Below are 15,624 nucleotides of genomic sequence, written 5' to 3'. Positions count from 1 at the left end.
CCCGCGTCCCGCGTCCGAGCTGGCGGGCGGGCGGGCAAGCGGGGTCGGGCGCTCGAAGCCCGCTGCCTCAGCCCGTGAGCCCCAGCTCCCTGGCGATCAGCATCCGCTGGACCTCGCTGGTGCCCTCGCCGATCTCCAGGATCTTGGAGTCCCGCCACATCCGGGCCACCGGGTACTCGTTCATGAACCCGTACCCGCCATGGATCTGGGTGGCCTCCCGGGCGTTGGTCACCGCGATCTCCGAGGAGTACAGCTTGGCCAGCGCCGCCTCCTTCTTGAACGGCTCCCCGTGCACCAGCCGCGACGCCGCGTCCCGCCACGCCAGCCGTGCGGTGTGCGCCCGCATCTCCATGTCCGCGATCTTGAACTGGATCGACTGGTTGGCCCCGATCGGGCGGCCGAACGCCTGCCGGGTCCGCGCGTAGGACAACGACTCGTCCACGCAGCCCTGCGCCAGCCCGGTGGCCAGCGCCGAGATCGCGATCCGCCCCTCGTCCAGGATCCGCAGGAACTGGGCGTACCCCCGGCCCTCCGCACCCAGCAGGTTCGCGGCCGGCACCCGGCAGTCGGCGAAGGACAGCTCACGGGTGTCCGAGGCGTTCCACCCGACCTTGCTGTACTTCTTCGACACGGTGAACCCCGGTGTCCCCGACGGCACGATGATCGACGAGATCCGCGGCCTGCCGTCCTCCGCCCGGCCGGTCACCGCGGTCACCGTCACCAGGCCGGTGATGTCCGTACCGGAGTTGGTGATGAAGCTCTTGGTGCCGTTGATCACCCACTCACCGGTCGACTCGTCCAGTCGCGCGGTGGTCCGGGTGCCGCCCGCGTCCGAACCGAACTCCGGCTCGGTCAGCCCGAACCCGCCCAGCATCTCACCCGAGCACAGCTTCGGCAGCCAGGTCCGCTTCTGCTCCTCGGTCCCGAACCGGAAGATCGGCATCGCCCCCAGTGACACCCCCGCCTCCAGGGTGATCGCCACCGAGGAGTCCACCCGGGCCAGCTCCTCCAGCGCCAGCCCCAGCGCGAAGTAGTCCCCGCCCATCCCGCCGTACTCCTCCGGGAACGGCAGCCCGAACAGGCCCATCCGCCCCATCTCCCGCACGATCTCGTATGGGAACTCCTCCTGCGCGTAGAACTCCCCGATCTTCGGGGCGATCACATCCCGGGCGAACTCCGCGACAGTGGCGCGCAGTTGCTCGTGCTCATCGGACAACCGGTGATCGACAGACATGGCTACTGCTCCTGGTGGGTCAGGGCGCGGACGGTACGGGACGGGCTCGGCCGTCCCAGATGCTCGGCCATCCAGACGCTTGTGGCGCTGAGGCGGCCGAGGTCGACCCCGGTGCGGACGCCGAGTCCGTTCAGCATCCATACGAGGTCCTCGGTGGCGAGGTTGCCGGTGGCGCTCTTGGCGTACGGGCAGCCGCCGAGTCCCCCCGCCGAGGCGTCCACCACGGTGACGCCCCGTCGGAGCGCGGCGAGCGTGTTGGACAGGGCCTGGCCGTAGGTGTCGTGGAAGTGGACGGCCAGGTGACCGACCGGGACGGCACCCCCCGGCCCCGCCGCCGAACCCGCCGACGCTGGGCCGGTGCCGGTGCCGGTGCCGGTGCCGGTGCCGGTGCCGGGGGCGGGGGCGGGGGCGGACCTGGGCCCGGACTTGGAACCGGACCCGGGACCGGTGTCGGCACCGCTGTCGGGCACGCCGCCGGTCAGTTCGTCCAGCAGAGCGGTGACATGGCCGGGCGTGGCCACCCCGATGGTGTCGCCGAGGCTCAACTCGGTGCAGCCCATCTCGTACAGCCGGCGGGCCACGCCGGCGACCTGGCGGACCGGCACCGGGCCCTCCCAGGGATCGCCGAAGCACATCGACAGATAGCCCCGCACCCGGACACCCGCCGCCCTGGCCCTGGCCACCACCGGCTCGAACATCGCCAGCGACTCGTCCACCGTCCGGTTGAGGTTGGCCCTGGCGAACGACTCGGTGGCGCTGCCGAACACCGCGATCTCCCGCACTCCCAGCTCCAGCGCCCGCTCCAGACCGCGCTCGTTCGGCACCAGCACCGGCAGCCGCGGCGCGGACTCCCGCCCGGCCAGATCCGCCAGCAGCGGCATCAGCTCGCCGGCGTCGGCCAGTTGGGGCACCCACTTCGGGTGAACGAAGCTGGTCGCCTCGATCGTGTTCAGCCCCGCTTCCACCAGCCGGTGGATGAACTCGGCCTTCACCTCCGTCGGCACCGTCGTCTTCTCGTTCTGCAGGCCGTCCCGCGCGCCGACCTCGTGGATGCGGACCTCGGACGGCAGACCCTCCAGCGGCACGGCCATCGGAAGCCCGGCCGGCAGGGCGTCGGCGCTTGCGTCCGCGCCGGTACCCGTGGCCGCATCGGTGCCGGTGCCGGTGCCGGTGCCGGTGCCGGTGCCGGTGTGGGTGCGGGTGCGGGTGCGGGTACCGGCCGGGACGGCGGTTTCGGCGGCACCGCGGGACCGGGCGGCCCTGAAGTGCGAGATGTCCGGGGTATCCGTCATGACGCCTCCTCGCTGTCCTCGCGGGCCGCGTCCCCGGCCGGGGTCACCACGGCCAGTACCTGGTCCATCGCCACCGTCGTTCCCACGGTGACGTCGACCTCGGCAACCGTCCCGTCGTGCGGGGCGGTGATCACGTGTTCCATCTTCATGGCCTCCACCACCAGCAGGCTCTGGCCGGCCACCACCTCGTCACCCTTGGCTACCTTCACCACCGTCACCGTGCCGGGCATCGGAGCGGTCAGCGCTCCGCCCCCGGCACCGCCCGCGGCGCCCCGCAACGCCGCGGCCACCGGGTCGTACGGCTGCACCCGCCAGCCGTCCCCGTCCCGGCCCAGCCACTCGCCCACGTACCGGAAGGCAGTCACCGTGCCCTCCCGGTGCAGCAGCGCCCGCTCCCCGTCCACCACGAGCCGTGCCTCCACCGCCGGGCCGTCGCCCACTCGTACCAGGCCGTCCCTGACCCGTACCGTCACCGGCTCTCCGCCCGGCACCCGCAGATGGTGTGCCGTCCAGGCGGGCTCACCGCCGAGCCGCCAACCGCTGGGCACCGAGAAGGGGTCGGTCCAGCCGCCCCCGTTGGGCTCCGGGGCCAGCGCGCGCTGCCGCAACAGTGCCGCGGTCTCGTACACCTCGTCCGGCACACGGTCCGGCACCAGCGCCGCCGCGTCCCGGTCGATCAGCCCGGTGTCCAACTCGCCCGTCACCACCGAGGGATGGGCCAGCAGCCGCCGCAGGAACCCGGTGTTGGTGTCCAGTCCCAGCACCACCGTGTCAGCCAGCGCCGCCCGCAGTCGCCGCAGCGCCGTCGCCCGGTCCGGGCCGTAACCGATCACCTTGGCCAGCATCGGGTCATAACCGGTACCCACCTCGGTACCCGGCGCCAGCCCCGAGTCCACCCGCACTCCGGGCCCCGTCGGCTCCCAAAGCCCCAGCACCGTCCCGGCCGACGGCAGGAAGTCCACCCGATCCCCGTCGGGGCGGGCCGTCTCCGCGCAGATCCGCGCCTCGATCGCGTGTCCGGTCAGAGCGATGTCCTGCTGGCAGAAGTCCAGCTGCCCCCCGCAGGCCACCCGCAGCTGCCAGGCCACCAGGTCCAGGCCGGTCACCAGTTCGGTCACCGGGTGCTCCACCTGGAGCCGGGTGTTCATCTCCATGAAGAAGTAGGCGCCCGGATCGTCGCTGGGCACGATGAACTCCACCGTCCCCGCACCGGTGTAGCCGCAGGACCGCGCGGCCTGCACCGCGGCCTCGCCCATCGCCGCCCTGGTCGCCGGATCCAGCAGGACCGACGGCGCCTCCTCGATCACCTTCTGATGCCGCCGCTGCAGCGAGCACTCGCGCTCCCCGAGGTGCACCACTGCGCCGTGGCCGTCGGCGAGGATCTGGATCTCGATGTGCCGCGGCCGGTCGATCCACCGCTCGACCAGCAGAGTGTCGTCCCCGAACGAGCCGCGCGCCTCCCGGCGGGCCGCCGCGATCTCCTCGGCCAGCAGCGCGGCGTCCCGCACCAGCCGCATGCCTTTGCCGCCGCCGCCCGCCGACGGCTTGAGCAGCACCGGCAGACCGGTCTCCCGCGCCGCCTCCACCAGTTCGGCGTCGGTCAGTCCGCTGCCGCTGCTGCCCGGCACCACCGGAACCCCGGCGGTCCGCACCCGCTCCTTGGCCCGGATCTTGTCGCCCATCAGCTCGATCGCCCCGGCCGGCGGTCCGACGAAGACCAGCCCGGCCTCCGCGCAGGTCCGGGCGAAACCCGCGTTCTCGGCGAGGAAGCCGTAGCCGGGGTGCACGGCCTGGGCGCCTGCGACCCCCGCGGCCCGCACCTGCTCCGCGGCCGACAGATAGCTGCTCACCCGTACCGCCGTGTCGGCCTCCCGCACATGGCGGGCGTCGGCGTCCGCGTCGGTGAACACAGCCACCGACCGTACCCCCAGCTCACGCAGGGTGCGCATCACACGCACAGCGATCTCGCCCCGGTTGGCGACCAGCACCGTGTCGAACATGTCCCGGGGGGTCGTGGCGGAAGCCGCGCCCGCCGTGCCCGGTGTGTCCGCCCGGCCTGCGGAGTGGCCGGAAGCGGGCGTCTTACTTGCCGTGGGCGGGTTGTTCATGGCGGGTGTTGCGGAGTTCGTCATGGCGCTCACATCCGGAAGACGCCGTAGCCTGGCGCGGTCGGATCAGTGGTGGGCAGCGGGGCGTTGGCACAGGCGGTCAGGGCCAGGCCCAGCACGGTGCGGGTCTCCATCGGGTCGATCACCCCGTCGTCCCAGAGCCGGGCCGTGGCGTAGTAGGCGTTGCCCTGCGTCTCGTACTGCTCGCGGACCGGGGCCTTGAACTCCTCCTCCGCCTGCTCGCTCCACTTCGTCCCGGCCGCCGCCAACTGGTCCCGTTTCACGGTGGCCAGCACCGACGCGGCCTGCTCCCCGCCCATCACCGAGATCTTGGCGTTGGGCCACATCCACAGGAACCGGGGACTGTAGGCCCGGCCGCACATCGAGTAGTTCCCCGCGCCGTAGGAGCCGCCGATCACCACGGTCAGCTTCGGCACCCGGGCGCAGGCGACCGCGGTCACCATCTTCGCGCCGTGCTTGGCGATGCCGCCCGCCTCGTACTGGCGGCCCACCATGAACCCGGAGACGTTCTGCAGGAAGAGCAGCGGAATGCCGCGCTGGTCGCACAGCTCGATGAAGTGTGCTCCCTTGAGGGCGGATTCTGCGAACAGGATGCCGTTGTTCGCCACGATGCCCACCGGATGACCCTGTACATGGGCGAACCCGGTGACCAGCGTGGTCCCGTACTCCGCCTTGAACTCCGCGAACCGGCTGCCGTCCACCAGCCGTGCCACCACCTCCCGCACGTCGTAAGGCGTCCGCGGGTCCACCGGCACCGCCCCGTACAGACCCGCGGGGTCCACGGCGGGCGGCTCCGCCGACCGTACCGTCCACGGCGGCGCGCCCCGGGCCGGGAGCGTGGCCACGATGTCGCGGACGATGCTCAGCGCGTGCGTGTCGTCCTCCGCCAGATGGTCGGTGACACCCGAGGTGCGCGCGTGCACATCTCCGCCGCCCAGCTCCTCGGCGGTCACCACCTCACCGGTGGCTGCCTTCACCAGCGGAGGACCGCCCAGGAAGATCGTGCCCTGGTTGCGTACGATCACCGCCTCGTCGCTCATCGCCGGCACGTAGGCGCCGCCCGCCGTGCAGGAGCCCATCACCGCGGCGATCTGCGGGATTCCCCGGGCGGACATGGTGGCCTGGTTGTAGAAGATCCGGCCGAAGTGGTCGCGGTCGGGGAAGACCTCGTCCTGGCGAGGCAGGAACGCGCCACCGGAATCCACCAGGTAGACGCACGGCAGCCGGTTGTCGAGGGCCACCTCCTGCGCGCGCAGGTGCTTCTTCACCGTCATGGGGTAATAGGTGCCGCCTTTGACGGTCGCGTCGTTGGCGACCACGACGACCTCACGCCCCGACACCCGCCCGATGCCGGCGATCACCCCCGCGGCCGGCGCCTGCCCGTCGTACATTCCCTCCGCGGCCAGCGGAGCCAGCTCCAGAAAGGGCGAACCCGGGTCGAGCAGCCCGTCCACCCGGTCGCGTGGCAGGAGCTTGCCGCGTGCGGTGTGCCGCGCACGCGCCTTCTCGCCTCCGCCAAGACGCGCGGCGGCCAGTTTGCCGCGGAGTGTGGCGCTGAGCGCCGTGTGTGCGTCGGTGTTGGCCCGGTACGCCTCCGACGCCGGATCGGCGGCGCTGGACAGGGCGGGTGCTGTCATGGTTCGGCCCCCCGAAATGTTAGCGAGCGTTAACGTGATGGGTCTACGTTAACGCTCGCTAACGCGACTGTCTAGACTGAATCCATGAACCCGACGAAGGTTGTGGAAAACCGGCGCGAGCAGATCCTCCGGGAGGCCGCGCGGCTCTTCGCCGAGCGCGGTTTCCACGGGGTCGGCGTGGACGAGATAGGCGCGGCGGTGGGCATCAGCGGGCCCGGCCTGTATCGCCATTTCGCGGGGAAGGACGCCATGCTCGCCGAGCTGCTGGTCGGCATCAGCGACCGGCTGCTGACCGCCGGCCGGATGCGGGTGGCCGAGACCGACGACCCGGGGCAGGCGCTGGACGCGCTGATCCGCGGTCACATCGACTTCGCCATCGACGACCGCCCGCTGATCACCCTGCACGATCGCGAGCTCGACCGGCTGCGCGACTCCGACCGCAAGCTCGTCCGCCAGCTCCAGCGGCAGTACGTGGAGGAATGGGTCGGTGTCGTGCACCGGGTCCACCCCGGCGCCACCCGGCTCGAGGTGCGTGCGGCCGTACACGCCGTGTTCGGCCTGCTCAACTCCACCCCGCACCTCGGCGGCCAGTTTGGACTCCCGGACCGTTCCGCCATGGCCGCGCTGCTGCACCGCCTGGCGCTGAGTGCTCTGGAAGCCCTCGACGGCGGCAACGACCCCGCGCCGGACGGGACCGCCCTGGACAGCGGTAAGGACCGGCCGGTAACTTTCTGAGCGCTTGCTTATTATCCTTGTCCGATGATCGGCCGCCCCGCCGGGACCGGTCGAGTCCGCTGGCCGATGGGAGGCGCGCCCATGCGCCGTACGGTGTACAACGAGGACCACGAAGCGTTCCGCGAGACGATACGGGCCTTCATCGAGGCCGAGGTCGTGCCGGTCTACGACGAATGGCTGGCGGCGGGCCAGGTGCCCCGTGACTTCTACTACAAGCTCGGCGAACTGGGCGTCTTCGGTATCGAGGTCCCCGAGGAGTACGGCGGCGCCGGCGAGCGGAGCTTCAAGTTCCAGGCCGTCATCAGCGAGGAGTGCGCCCGCGCCGGCGTCAGCTTCGGTGGCAGCAGCGTCCATGTCAGCCTGTGCCTGCCCTATGTGTTGGCGTACGCCACCGAGGAGCAGAAGAAGCGCTGGCTGCCCGGCTTCGCCGGCGGCGAGGTCATGTTCGCCATCGCCATGACCGAGCCCGGTACCGGCTCCGACCTGGCCGGTATGAAGACCACCGCCAAGCTCTCCGCCGACGGCGGCCACTACCTGCTCAACGGCTCCAAGACCTTCATCACCGGCGGTGTCCACGCCGACCGCGTCATCGTCTGCGCCCGCACCGCCCCGCCCAGCCCCGAGGACCGCCGGGCCGGCATCTCGCTGTTCGTCGTCGACACCACGTCCGAGGGCTACGCCGTCGGCCGCAAGCTCGACAAGATCGGTCTGAAGACCTCCGACACCGCCGAGCTGTCCTTCTCCGACGTGCGGGTGCCGGTCGAGGACCTGCTCGGCGAGGAGGGCAAGGGTTTCTCCTACCTTGGCCAAAATCTTCCCCAGGAACGCCTCGGCATCGCGATCGGCGCCTACGCGCAGGCCGCCGCCGCGATCCGCTTCGCGCAGAAGTACGTCCAGGAGCGCACCGTCTTCGGCCAGACCGTCGCGGCCTTCCAGAACACCAAGTTCGAACTTGCCGCCTGCAAGGCGGAGGTGGACGCCGCCGAAGCGGTGGTCGACCGTGCCCTGGAAGCCCACGACAAGCGCGAACTGTCCGCCGCCGACGCCGCCTCCGCCAAGCTCTTCTGCACCGAGGTCGCCGGCCGCGTCATCGACCGCTGCCTCCAGTTGCACGGCGGCTACGGCTACATGAACGAGTACCCGATCGCCCGCCTCTACGCCGACAACCGCGTCAACCGGATATACGGCGGCACCAGCGAGGTCATGAAGTCGATCATCGCCAAGTCGATGGGCCTGTGAGCCCCTCCGACCGGCCCGCCGCCGAGGGCCTGCCGCCGCTGGAGTCCCTACTCGATCTGCTCGACCTGGAGCGGATCGAGCAGGACATCTTCCGCGGCGTCAGCCGGCTCGCCGTCGTACCCCGGGTCTTCGGCGGCCAGGTCGCCGCGCAGGCCCTGGTCGCCGCAGGCCGCACCGCACCCGAGGACCGTGGCGCCCATTCCCTGCACGCGTACTTCCTGAGACCCGGTGACCCCGGCGCGCCGATCGTCTACCAGGTGGACCGCATCCGCGACGGCCGCTCCTTCACCACCCGGCGGGTCGTGGCCATCCAGCACGGCCAACCGATCTTCCACCTCTCGGCGTCCTTCCAGACCTACGAGGAGGGTCTGGAGCACCAGGAGCCCATGCCGTACGCGCCCGACCCCGAGACGCTGCCGACGGCCGAGGAACTGCTCCCTGCGCACGCCGACAAGTTTCCCGACCCCACCGTCGTGGACCGGCTGCTCGAAGCCCGTGCGGCCGTCGACCTCCGGTATGTGGAGTACCCGCCGTTCCTCACCGCCGGGGTCGCCCGCGAGCCCCGCTCGCAGGTGTGGTTCCGCACCCGGGGCAAGCTTGCCGAGGACCCGCTGCTGCACGTCTGCCTGGCCACCTATGTGTCGGACATGACCCTGCTCGACTCCGTCCTGCTCGCCCACGGCCGCGGCGGCTGGGCGGTCGGTGACGTGGTGGGCGCCAGCCTGGACCACGCCATGTGGTTCCACCGGCCCTTTCGCGCCGACGAGTGGCTGCTCTACGACCAGCAGAGCCCGTCCGCCTCGGGTGGGCGCGGCCTCGGCACCGCCCGCATCTACACCCAGGACGGAAGGCTCGCGGTCTCCGTGATCCAGGAGGGCCTGGTCCGTGTACCGCGCGGTTGACCCGGCAGGTGGGGTGCTTCCGCGGTATCAGGCGTCCTCGGTGTCCGTGCTCGCCGTCAGTCCCGCCGCGTCCAGCAGATACGCGGTCATCGGCGCGTAGTAGTGCGGCGCCACATTGTCGTCCAGCGGCACACTCACCAGGAGGCTGCCCTCGGCCTCGCCGACGAACAGTGCCGGGTCGTTGCAGTCCGCGAAGCCCACCGTCTCCAGGCCGCGCGCGCCCGCGCAACCCGCCCAGCCGTGGTCGGCTATCACCAGATCCGGCAGCGGCTCCCCGTCCCGTTCCAGGGCGTCCAGGATCTCCGTCATCGGGTCGGGGGAATGCGTGTGCACCAGGCCGCCGCCCCGGTGCAGCATGAACACGCCCGCGACGTGACGTATCTCACCGCCGTCCGCGTACAGATTCTCGGCCGGCGCCACCAGCGAGCATCCCGCGTCCCGCAGTGACGCCGCCAACTCGTGGTGCACGGCGAAGAGCCCTGCCGGATGACCGGTGGCCACCAGGACCCGGGAGCCGTTCCGTGCCGCTTTGTGCAGCACCGCGGCCATCCGGTCCAGGGCGTCGATCGTCAGCTCGGCGTCTATGGTGTCCTGTCCGTGCCGGTGTTCCGGGTCGTCCACGACGCCGCAGCGCTCGGCCATCAGTTCCAGTACCGCGGCCGGATCGGTCCAACGGTCGCCGAGGTCCAACCCCAACCAGTAGTACCGGTTGCCCTCGGCGAGCGCGCGGTAGTGGTCCAGATTATTCTCGCGGCTGGTCGCCACGTCCCCGGCTATCCGGGTGCGGACGAGGTGGTCGGCGAGGTCCTGACGGCTGGGTGCGACGGGCGCGGGATCCATGGGCATGCGGACATTGTCCCGCGTCGAGGGCGTGGCTGTACGACGCCCTGTGGACAAGTGGGCCGGGGCTTCGCCGGCACGGGTGGTCACGGCTCGACGCCGAGGCGTGTTCGCCGTCCCGAATTGGAGTGAACGTACATTCCGGGAGCGCCCGGCGGCCACGTAAGGTCGCCCGCGGACCCACCCCACCAGGAAGGCAGCCACCATGAGCAGCCCGCCGCGCGGCCCCGTCGACTCCTCCCGCGTCCCGCGCTACGCGGGCCCCGCCACCTTCGCCCGGCTGCCGCGGCTGGACGAGGTCGGTGTCGCGGACGTCGCGGTGGTCGGTGTGCCCTTCGACGCGGGGGTGTCCTACCGGCCCGGCGCGCGCTTCGGCGGCAACGCCGTCCGCGAGGCGTCCCGGCTGCTGCGCCCCTACAACCCGGCCCAGGACGCCTCCCCCTTCGCCCTCGCCCAGGTCGCGGACGCCGGGGACATCGCCGCCAACCCCTTCGACATCGACGAAGCCGTCGAGACCATCGAAGCCGCCGCCGACGACCTGCTCGGCACCGGCGCCCGCCTGATGACCCTCGGCGGGGACCACACCATCGCCCTCCCGCTCCTGCGCGCGGTCGCCCGTCGGCACGGCCCGGTGGCCCTGCTGCACTTCGACGCCCACCTGGACACCTGGGACACCTACTTCGGTGCCGCCTACACGCACGGCACGCCCTTCCGCCGGGCCTTCGAGGAGGGCATCCTCGACACCTCCGCACTCAGCCACGTCGGCATCCGCGGGCCGCTCTACGGCAAGAAGGACCTCGACGACGACGAGCGGATGGGATTCGGCATCGTCACCTCCGCGGACGTGATGCGCCGCGGCGTGGACGAGGTCGCCCAGCAGCTCCGCGAGCGGATCGGCGGGCGGCCGCTGTACGTGTCCGTCGACATCGACGTGCTCGACCCCGCCCACGCGCCCGGGACCGGAACCCCCGAGGCCGGCGGTCTGACCTCCCGCGAGCTGCTGGAAATCCTGCGCGGCCTGTCCGACTGCCGACTCGTCTCGGCGGACGTCGTCGAAGTGGCCCCTGCATACGACCACGCCGAGATCACCTCGGTCGCCGCCTCCCACACCGCCTACGAACTCACGACGATCATGTCCCGGCAGATCGCCGCCCCTCGCTGAATCACCCGAACGAGCTACACCCACGGTCGCACTCCTGTACGACCTCCATCGTTTCAATTGTTGCGGGAGGATGAAACGCGCAGCCTGGCGCGTTGCAGCCTCGGGCGGAAACGGATGAGCGGTGACACGGGCGGCCGACCACGGCCGCCCGATGACCGGTGGGGAGGACCGCGCGATGAGGGCGAAGGACGATCCGCGGCAGGGCTGGCTCCGGCGGCTGACGGCGTACGGCTGGCAGTACAAACGCGGAGTGCTGCTCGCGTTCGGCGCCTCACTGGCCGGCATGGCCGTCACCGCCCTGGTTCCGCTGGTTCCCAAGCTGATCATCGACGACGTGATCGTCAAGCAGGACAAGCCGCTGCTGCCCTGGTCGCTGGCCCTGATCGCCGCCGCGCTCGTGGTCTACGTGCTGGCATACGTTCGCCGCTACTACGGTGGCCGGCTCGCGCTCGACGTCCAGCACGACCTGCGCAACGACATGTTCCGCTCCATCATGCGGCTCGACGGCCGCCGGCAGGACGAGCTGAGCACCGGCCAAGTCGTCGGCCGGGCTACCAGCGACCTCCAACTCGTCCAGGGCCTGCTCTTCATGCTGCCGGTGACTATCGGCAACCTGCTGCTCTTCCTGCTCTCACTCGTCGTGATGCTGGCCCTCTCCCCGCTGCTCACCCTGGTCGCGCTGGCCGTCGCCCCGGCCCTGTGGTTCATCGCCAACCGGTCCCGGCGCCGCCTGTTCCCCGCCACCTGGTACGCCCAAGGGCAGGCCGCCGCCGTCGCGGGCATCGTCGACGGATCCGTCACCGGCGTCCGCGTGGTCAAGGGCTTCGGACAGGAGCAGCAGGAAATGGGCAAACTGGAGACGGTCAGCCGCCGGCTGTTCGCCGGTCGGCTGCGTACCGTCCGGCTCAGCGCCCGCTACACCCCGGCACTCCAGGCAGTGCCCTCCCTCGGCCAGATCGGCATGCTGGCGCTCGGTGGCTGGATGGCCACCCGGGGCCAGATCACCCTGGGCACCTTCGTCGCCTTCTCCACGTACCTCGCGCAGCTCACCGGTCCGGTCCGGATGCTCACCACGATGCTGACGGTCGGTCAGCAGGCCCGAGCTGGTGTCGAACGCGTTTTCGAACTCATCGACACCGAACCTACTCTCGAAGAGGGCACGGGCACGCTTCCGGCCGACGTGCCCACCACCATCGACTTCGACCAGGTGACCTTCGGGTACACCGAGGAACGGCCCGTCCTCGACGGCTTCGACCTGCACGTCGCGCCGGGCGAAACCATCGCCGTCGTCGGTTCCTCGGGCTCCGGCAAGTCCACCGTCTCCCTGCTGCTGCCCCGCTTCTACGACGTGACCGGCGGCTCGGTGCGGATCGGCGGCACCGACGTCCGGGAGCTGACCTTCGCGTCGCTGCGATCGGTGATCGGTCTGGTGCCCGAGGAGAGTTTCCTGTTCTCCGACACCGTCCGCGCCAACATCGCCTACGGCCACCCCGAAGCCTCCGACGAGGAGGTCGTCGCCGCCACCCGGGCCGCTCAGGCCCACGAATTCATCAGCGCGCTGCCGGACGGGTACGACACCGTGGTCGGCGAGAAGGGACTCACTCTTTCCGGCGGCCAGCGGCAGCGGGTCGCTCTGGCCCGCGCGATTCTCACCGACCCGCGACTGCTGCTGCTCGACGACGCCACCTCCGCGATCGACGCCCGGGTGGAAGCCGAGATCTTCGACGCGCTGCGTGAGGTGACGCGCGGCCGTACGACCCTGCTGATCGCCCATCGCCGGTCCACGCTCGCACTCGCCGACCGGATCGCCGTCCTGGACGCCGGACGGCTCGCCGACGTGGGCACCCATGAGGAACTGGAGGGCCGCAGCGCCCTCTACCGCGCGCTGCTCACCGACCCCGACGCCCTCGGCGCGGACATCGCGGAAGCGGACCCGGTGGCCCTGGCCGCCGCAGCCGATCCGGAGGAAGCGGACGTCCCCGGGATCACCCCCGAGCTGTGGCCGGCCGACCGGCGCGGGGTCGACGCGGACGGTTCCGGTACGCCGGGCATCGCGCCGTCACCTGTCGTGCGTCCCGCGGCTCGCGGGGTTATAGCGGGCGCCGTGTCCGGTATGCCCGCCACCCCCGAACTGCTCGCCGATGTGGCCTCGCTGCCGCCCGCGCTCGACACTCCCGACGTCGACGAGGAACAGGCCAGGGCCGCCGACCCCGCCTTCGGCCTGCGCGGCCTGCTGAGCGGATTCCGCACCCCGCTGCTGCTGAGCCTGCTGCTGGTCGCGGTCGACGCGGTCGCCGGACTGGTGCTGCCGATCCTGATCCGGCACGGCATCGACGCCGGCGTTCGGCAGGCGGAGCTGGGTGCGGTATGGGGCGCATCGCTGCTCGGCCTGGCGCTGGTGATCACCCAGTGGTTCGCCGAGTGGGGCTCGACGCTGCTGACCGGCCGCACCGGCGAACGTGTCCTGTACACCCTGCGGGTGAAGATCTTCGCCCACCTGCACCGCCTCGGGCTCGACTTCTACGAACGCGAGCTGACCGGCCGGATCATGACCCGGATGACCACGGACGTCGACGCGTTGTCCACGTTCCTGCAGACCGGCCTCGTCACCGCACTCGTCAGCGTGCTCACCTTTCTCGGCATCCTCGTCGCGTTGCTCGCCCTCGACGTGGAGCTGGCGCTGATGGTCTTCGCCACCCTGCCGCTACTGGTGGTCTGCACCTGGATCTTCCGCCGCAAGTCCAAGAAGGCGTACGAACTGGCCCGTGAACGCGTCTCCGTCATCAACGCCGATTTGCAGGAACACGTCGCCGGTCTCCGTGTCGTACAGGCGTTCCACGGCGAACGGCGCGGGTCGGCCCGCTTCCTGCGGCGCAGCGACGAGTACCGCAAGGCCAGGGTCCACGGTCAGTTCCTGCTGTCCGTCTACTTCCCCTTCGTCCAGTTCCTGTCCAGCGTCGCGGCGGCGCTGGTGCTGGCCGTCGGCGCGCACCGGGTCACCGACGGCACTTTGACCGCGGGCGCCCTGGTCGCGTACCTGCTTTACATCGACCTCTTCTTCTCACCGGTGCAGCAGCTCTCCCAGGTCTTCGACGGCTACCAGCAGGCAACCGTCTCACTGAGCCGGATCGGTGAGTTGCTGCGTGAGCGCACCACCGTGCCAGCCGCCGCCGAACCGCGGTCGGTAGCCCGGCTGCGCGGCGAGATCGCCTTCCGCGATGTGCACTTCCGCTACGGAGGCGCCGACGCGGAAGGCGCCGAGGCACTGGCCGGCGTCTCTCTGCGGATCCCCGCCGGCCAGACCGTGGCCTTCGTCGGCGAGACCGGCGCGGGCAAGTCCACCCTGGTCAAGATGGTGGCGCGGTTCTACGACCCGACAGGCGGCGCGGTCCTGGTGGACGGCGCCGACATCCGCGACCTCGACCTCACCGCCTACCGCGGACAACTCGGAGTCGTCCCGCAGGAGCCCTTCCTCTTCGCGGGCACCGTACGCGACGCCATCGCCTACGGGCGGATGGACGCCACCGACGCCGAGGTGGAGGCCGCGGCCCGCGCGGTGGGCGCCGACGCGATGATCGCCACCCTGGAGGGCGGCTATCTGCACGAAGTCGCCGAGCGGGGCCGCAACCTGTCCGCCGGGCAACGGCAGCTGATCGCCCTGGCAAGGGCCGAGCTGGTCGATCCGGCCGTCCTGCTGCTGGACGAGGCCACGGCCGCCCTCGACCTGGCAAGCGAAGGGCTGGTCAACCAGGCCGCCGACCGGCTCACCATACGGCGTACGACCCTGGTGGTCGCCCACCGGCTCAGCACCGCCGCCCGCGCGGACCGTGTGGTGGTCCTCGACCACGGACGGGTGATCGAGGACGGCACGCACGAGGCACTGCTGGCCCGCGACGGCCGCTACGCCGAGCTATGGCGGACTTTCACCGGCGAGTTGCGGGCCGCAGCCTGACCGGACCGGCCGCCGGAGGTCAGCAGCGCAGGCCGTGGCCGGTCGGAAACAGCACGGCGGCCGGGGCGTCCGCGCGGGGGACCGCAACGGGCCGCCGGCCAGCCCGGGACGACTTGCCCGCGATGACCGGGCGGCGGCGCGCAGCGACACATCGGTCCAGCCTCAAGCAGCCGGCGCCGCCGCCACTGTCGGCAGCCAGGCGACGTAGTACGGATCGCGGATCGCCGGCCGGACCACAGGAGTCCGGGTGGCAGTCGATGCCTCGACCAGGGCGATCCGCTCAGGCGCCCCGCCGTTGACTCACAGGTGGTGACCACCACCGCGCCCTTGCCCCGGGCCGCGGCCACCGCCCGGTCGATCCCGGCCCGGCTTGGCTCGACTCGCTACCGGAGGACAGCGCCCGCGTCGGGCAGCCGAGTTCGGTGCGCGCCCGCTCCAGGACGGCGGTCGGTGGGCTGCCGGTGCCCGTCGGCGCGACCGGATCGGCACCGACCGCCGTACC

10 protein-coding genes are annotated in these 15,624 nt (G+C 71.3%); 5 read left to right on the top strand and 5 right to left on the bottom strand.

Annotated elements, in window-relative coordinates:
- Nucleotides 1–67: 67 nt before the first annotated feature.
- The 4 genes from RLT57_RS08840 to RLT57_RS08825 all read right to left on the bottom strand — a co-directional run bounded on the left by RLT57_RS08840 (nt 68) and on the right by RLT57_RS08825 (nt 6,292).
- A complete protein-coding gene (locus tag RLT57_RS08840) occupies nt 68–1,234 on the bottom strand; it encodes an acyl-CoA dehydrogenase family protein (protein WP_311296820.1) in 1,167 nt (388 codons plus the stop codon).
- A 2-nt stretch (nt 1,235–1,236) separates the two neighbouring features.
- Nucleotides 1,237–2,325, bottom strand: coding sequence for a hydroxymethylglutaryl-CoA lyase (locus tag RLT57_RS08835; protein ID WP_311300636.1), 1,089 nt, complete (start codon nt 2,323–2,325; stop codon nt 1,237–1,239).
- Between the two features lie 197 nt (nt 2,326–2,522).
- Complete coding sequence (locus RLT57_RS08830) at nt 2,523–4,526, bottom strand: biotin carboxylase N-terminal domain-containing protein (RefSeq protein ID WP_311296819.1); 2,004 nt, start codon at nt 4,524–4,526, stop codon at nt 2,523–2,525.
- Nucleotides 4,527–4,663: 137 nt separating this feature from the next.
- Nucleotides 4,664–6,292 (bottom strand): carboxyl transferase domain-containing protein, encoded by a 1,629-nt coding sequence (locus RLT57_RS08825; protein WP_311296818.1) that lies wholly within the window; start codon nt 6,290–6,292, stop codon nt 4,664–4,666.
- Between the two features lie 84 nt (nt 6,293–6,376).
- Here RLT57_RS08825 and RLT57_RS08820 point away from each other — a divergent pair, with 84 nt between their 5' ends.
- The 3 genes from RLT57_RS08820 to RLT57_RS08810 all read left to right on the top strand — a co-directional run bounded on the left by RLT57_RS08820 (nt 6,377) and on the right by RLT57_RS08810 (nt 9,168).
- Nucleotides 6,377–7,027: an SACE_7040 family transcriptional regulator gene (locus RLT57_RS08820; RefSeq protein WP_311296817.1), complete on the top strand. Its 651-nt coding sequence runs from the start codon at nt 6,377–6,379 to the stop codon at nt 7,025–7,027.
- An 81-nt stretch (nt 7,028–7,108) separates the two neighbouring features.
- Complete coding sequence (locus RLT57_RS08815) at nt 7,109–8,266, top strand: acyl-CoA dehydrogenase family protein (protein ID WP_311296815.1); 1,158 nt, start codon at nt 7,109–7,111, stop codon at nt 8,264–8,266.
- Nucleotides 8,263–9,168, top strand: a complete 906-nt coding sequence (locus RLT57_RS08810; RefSeq protein WP_311296814.1) for an acyl-CoA thioesterase — start codon at nt 8,263–8,265, stop codon at nt 9,166–9,168. Before RLT57_RS08815 ends, RLT57_RS08810 begins: the two co-directional genes overlap by 4 nt.
- A gap of 27 nt (nt 9,169–9,195) precedes the next feature.
- On the opposite strand, the gene RLT57_RS08805 is transcribed toward RLT57_RS08810, so the two are convergent.
- A complete protein-coding gene (locus tag RLT57_RS08805; RefSeq protein ID WP_311296813.1) occupies nt 9,196–10,014 on the bottom strand; it encodes a phosphatase in 819 nt (272 codons plus the stop codon).
- Nucleotides 10,015–10,213: 199 nt separating this feature from the next.
- Between RLT57_RS08805 and speB the strand changes: the two genes are divergently transcribed.
- Together speB and RLT57_RS08795 are read left to right on the top strand one after the other, a co-directional pair.
- A complete protein-coding gene (gene speB, locus RLT57_RS08800; RefSeq protein WP_311296812.1) occupies nt 10,214–11,170 on the top strand; it encodes an agmatinase in 957 nt (318 codons plus the stop codon).
- Between the two features lie 175 nt (nt 11,171–11,345).
- Nucleotides 11,346–15,122 carry an ABC transporter ATP-binding protein gene (locus RLT57_RS08795; protein WP_311296811.1) on the top strand — a complete coding sequence of 1,259 codons (3,777 nt, stop codon included), beginning with the start codon at nt 11,346–11,348 and terminating at the stop codon, nt 15,120–15,122.
- The last annotated feature ends 502 nt before the right edge of the window (nt 15,123–15,624 follow it).

Origin of the sequence: Streptomyces sp. ITFR-21 (assembly GCF_031844685.1) — a bacterium.
Lineage (GTDB): Bacteria > Actinomycetota > Actinomycetes > Streptomycetales > Streptomycetaceae > Actinacidiphila.
This window is presented reverse-complemented; position numbering and strand designations above follow the sequence as displayed.

Excerpts from the sequence above, each read along its gene's own strand:
- RLT57_RS08840 (WP_311296820.1), bottom strand. The coding sequence starts at position 1,234 with ATGTCTGTCGATCACCGGTTGTCCGATGAGCACGAGCAACTGCGCGCC.
- RLT57_RS08835 (WP_311300636.1), bottom strand. The coding sequence starts at position 2,325 with ATGGCCGTGCCGCTGGAGGGTCTGCCGTCCGAGGTCCGCATCCACGAG.
- RLT57_RS08830 (WP_311296819.1), bottom strand. The coding sequence starts at position 4,526 with ATGTTCGACACGGTGCTGGTCGCCAACCGGGGCGAGATCGCTGTGCGT.
- RLT57_RS08825 (WP_311296818.1), bottom strand. The coding sequence starts at position 6,292 with ATGACAGCACCCGCCCTGTCCAGCGCCGCCGATCCGGCGTCGGAGGCG.
- RLT57_RS08820 (WP_311296817.1), top strand. The coding sequence starts at position 6,377 with ATGAACCCGACGAAGGTTGTGGAAAACCGGCGCGAGCAGATCCTCCGG.
- RLT57_RS08815 (WP_311296815.1), top strand. The coding sequence starts at position 7,109 with ATGCGCCGTACGGTGTACAACGAGGACCACGAAGCGTTCCGCGAGACG.
- RLT57_RS08805 (WP_311296813.1), bottom strand. The coding sequence starts at position 10,014 with ATGCCCATGGATCCCGCGCCCGTCGCACCCAGCCGTCAGGACCTCGCC.
- speB (WP_311296812.1), top strand. The coding sequence starts at position 10,214 with ATGAGCAGCCCGCCGCGCGGCCCCGTCGACTCCTCCCGCGTCCCGCGC.
- RLT57_RS08795 (WP_311296811.1), top strand. The coding sequence starts at position 11,346 with ATGAGGGCGAAGGACGATCCGCGGCAGGGCTGGCTCCGGCGGCTGACG.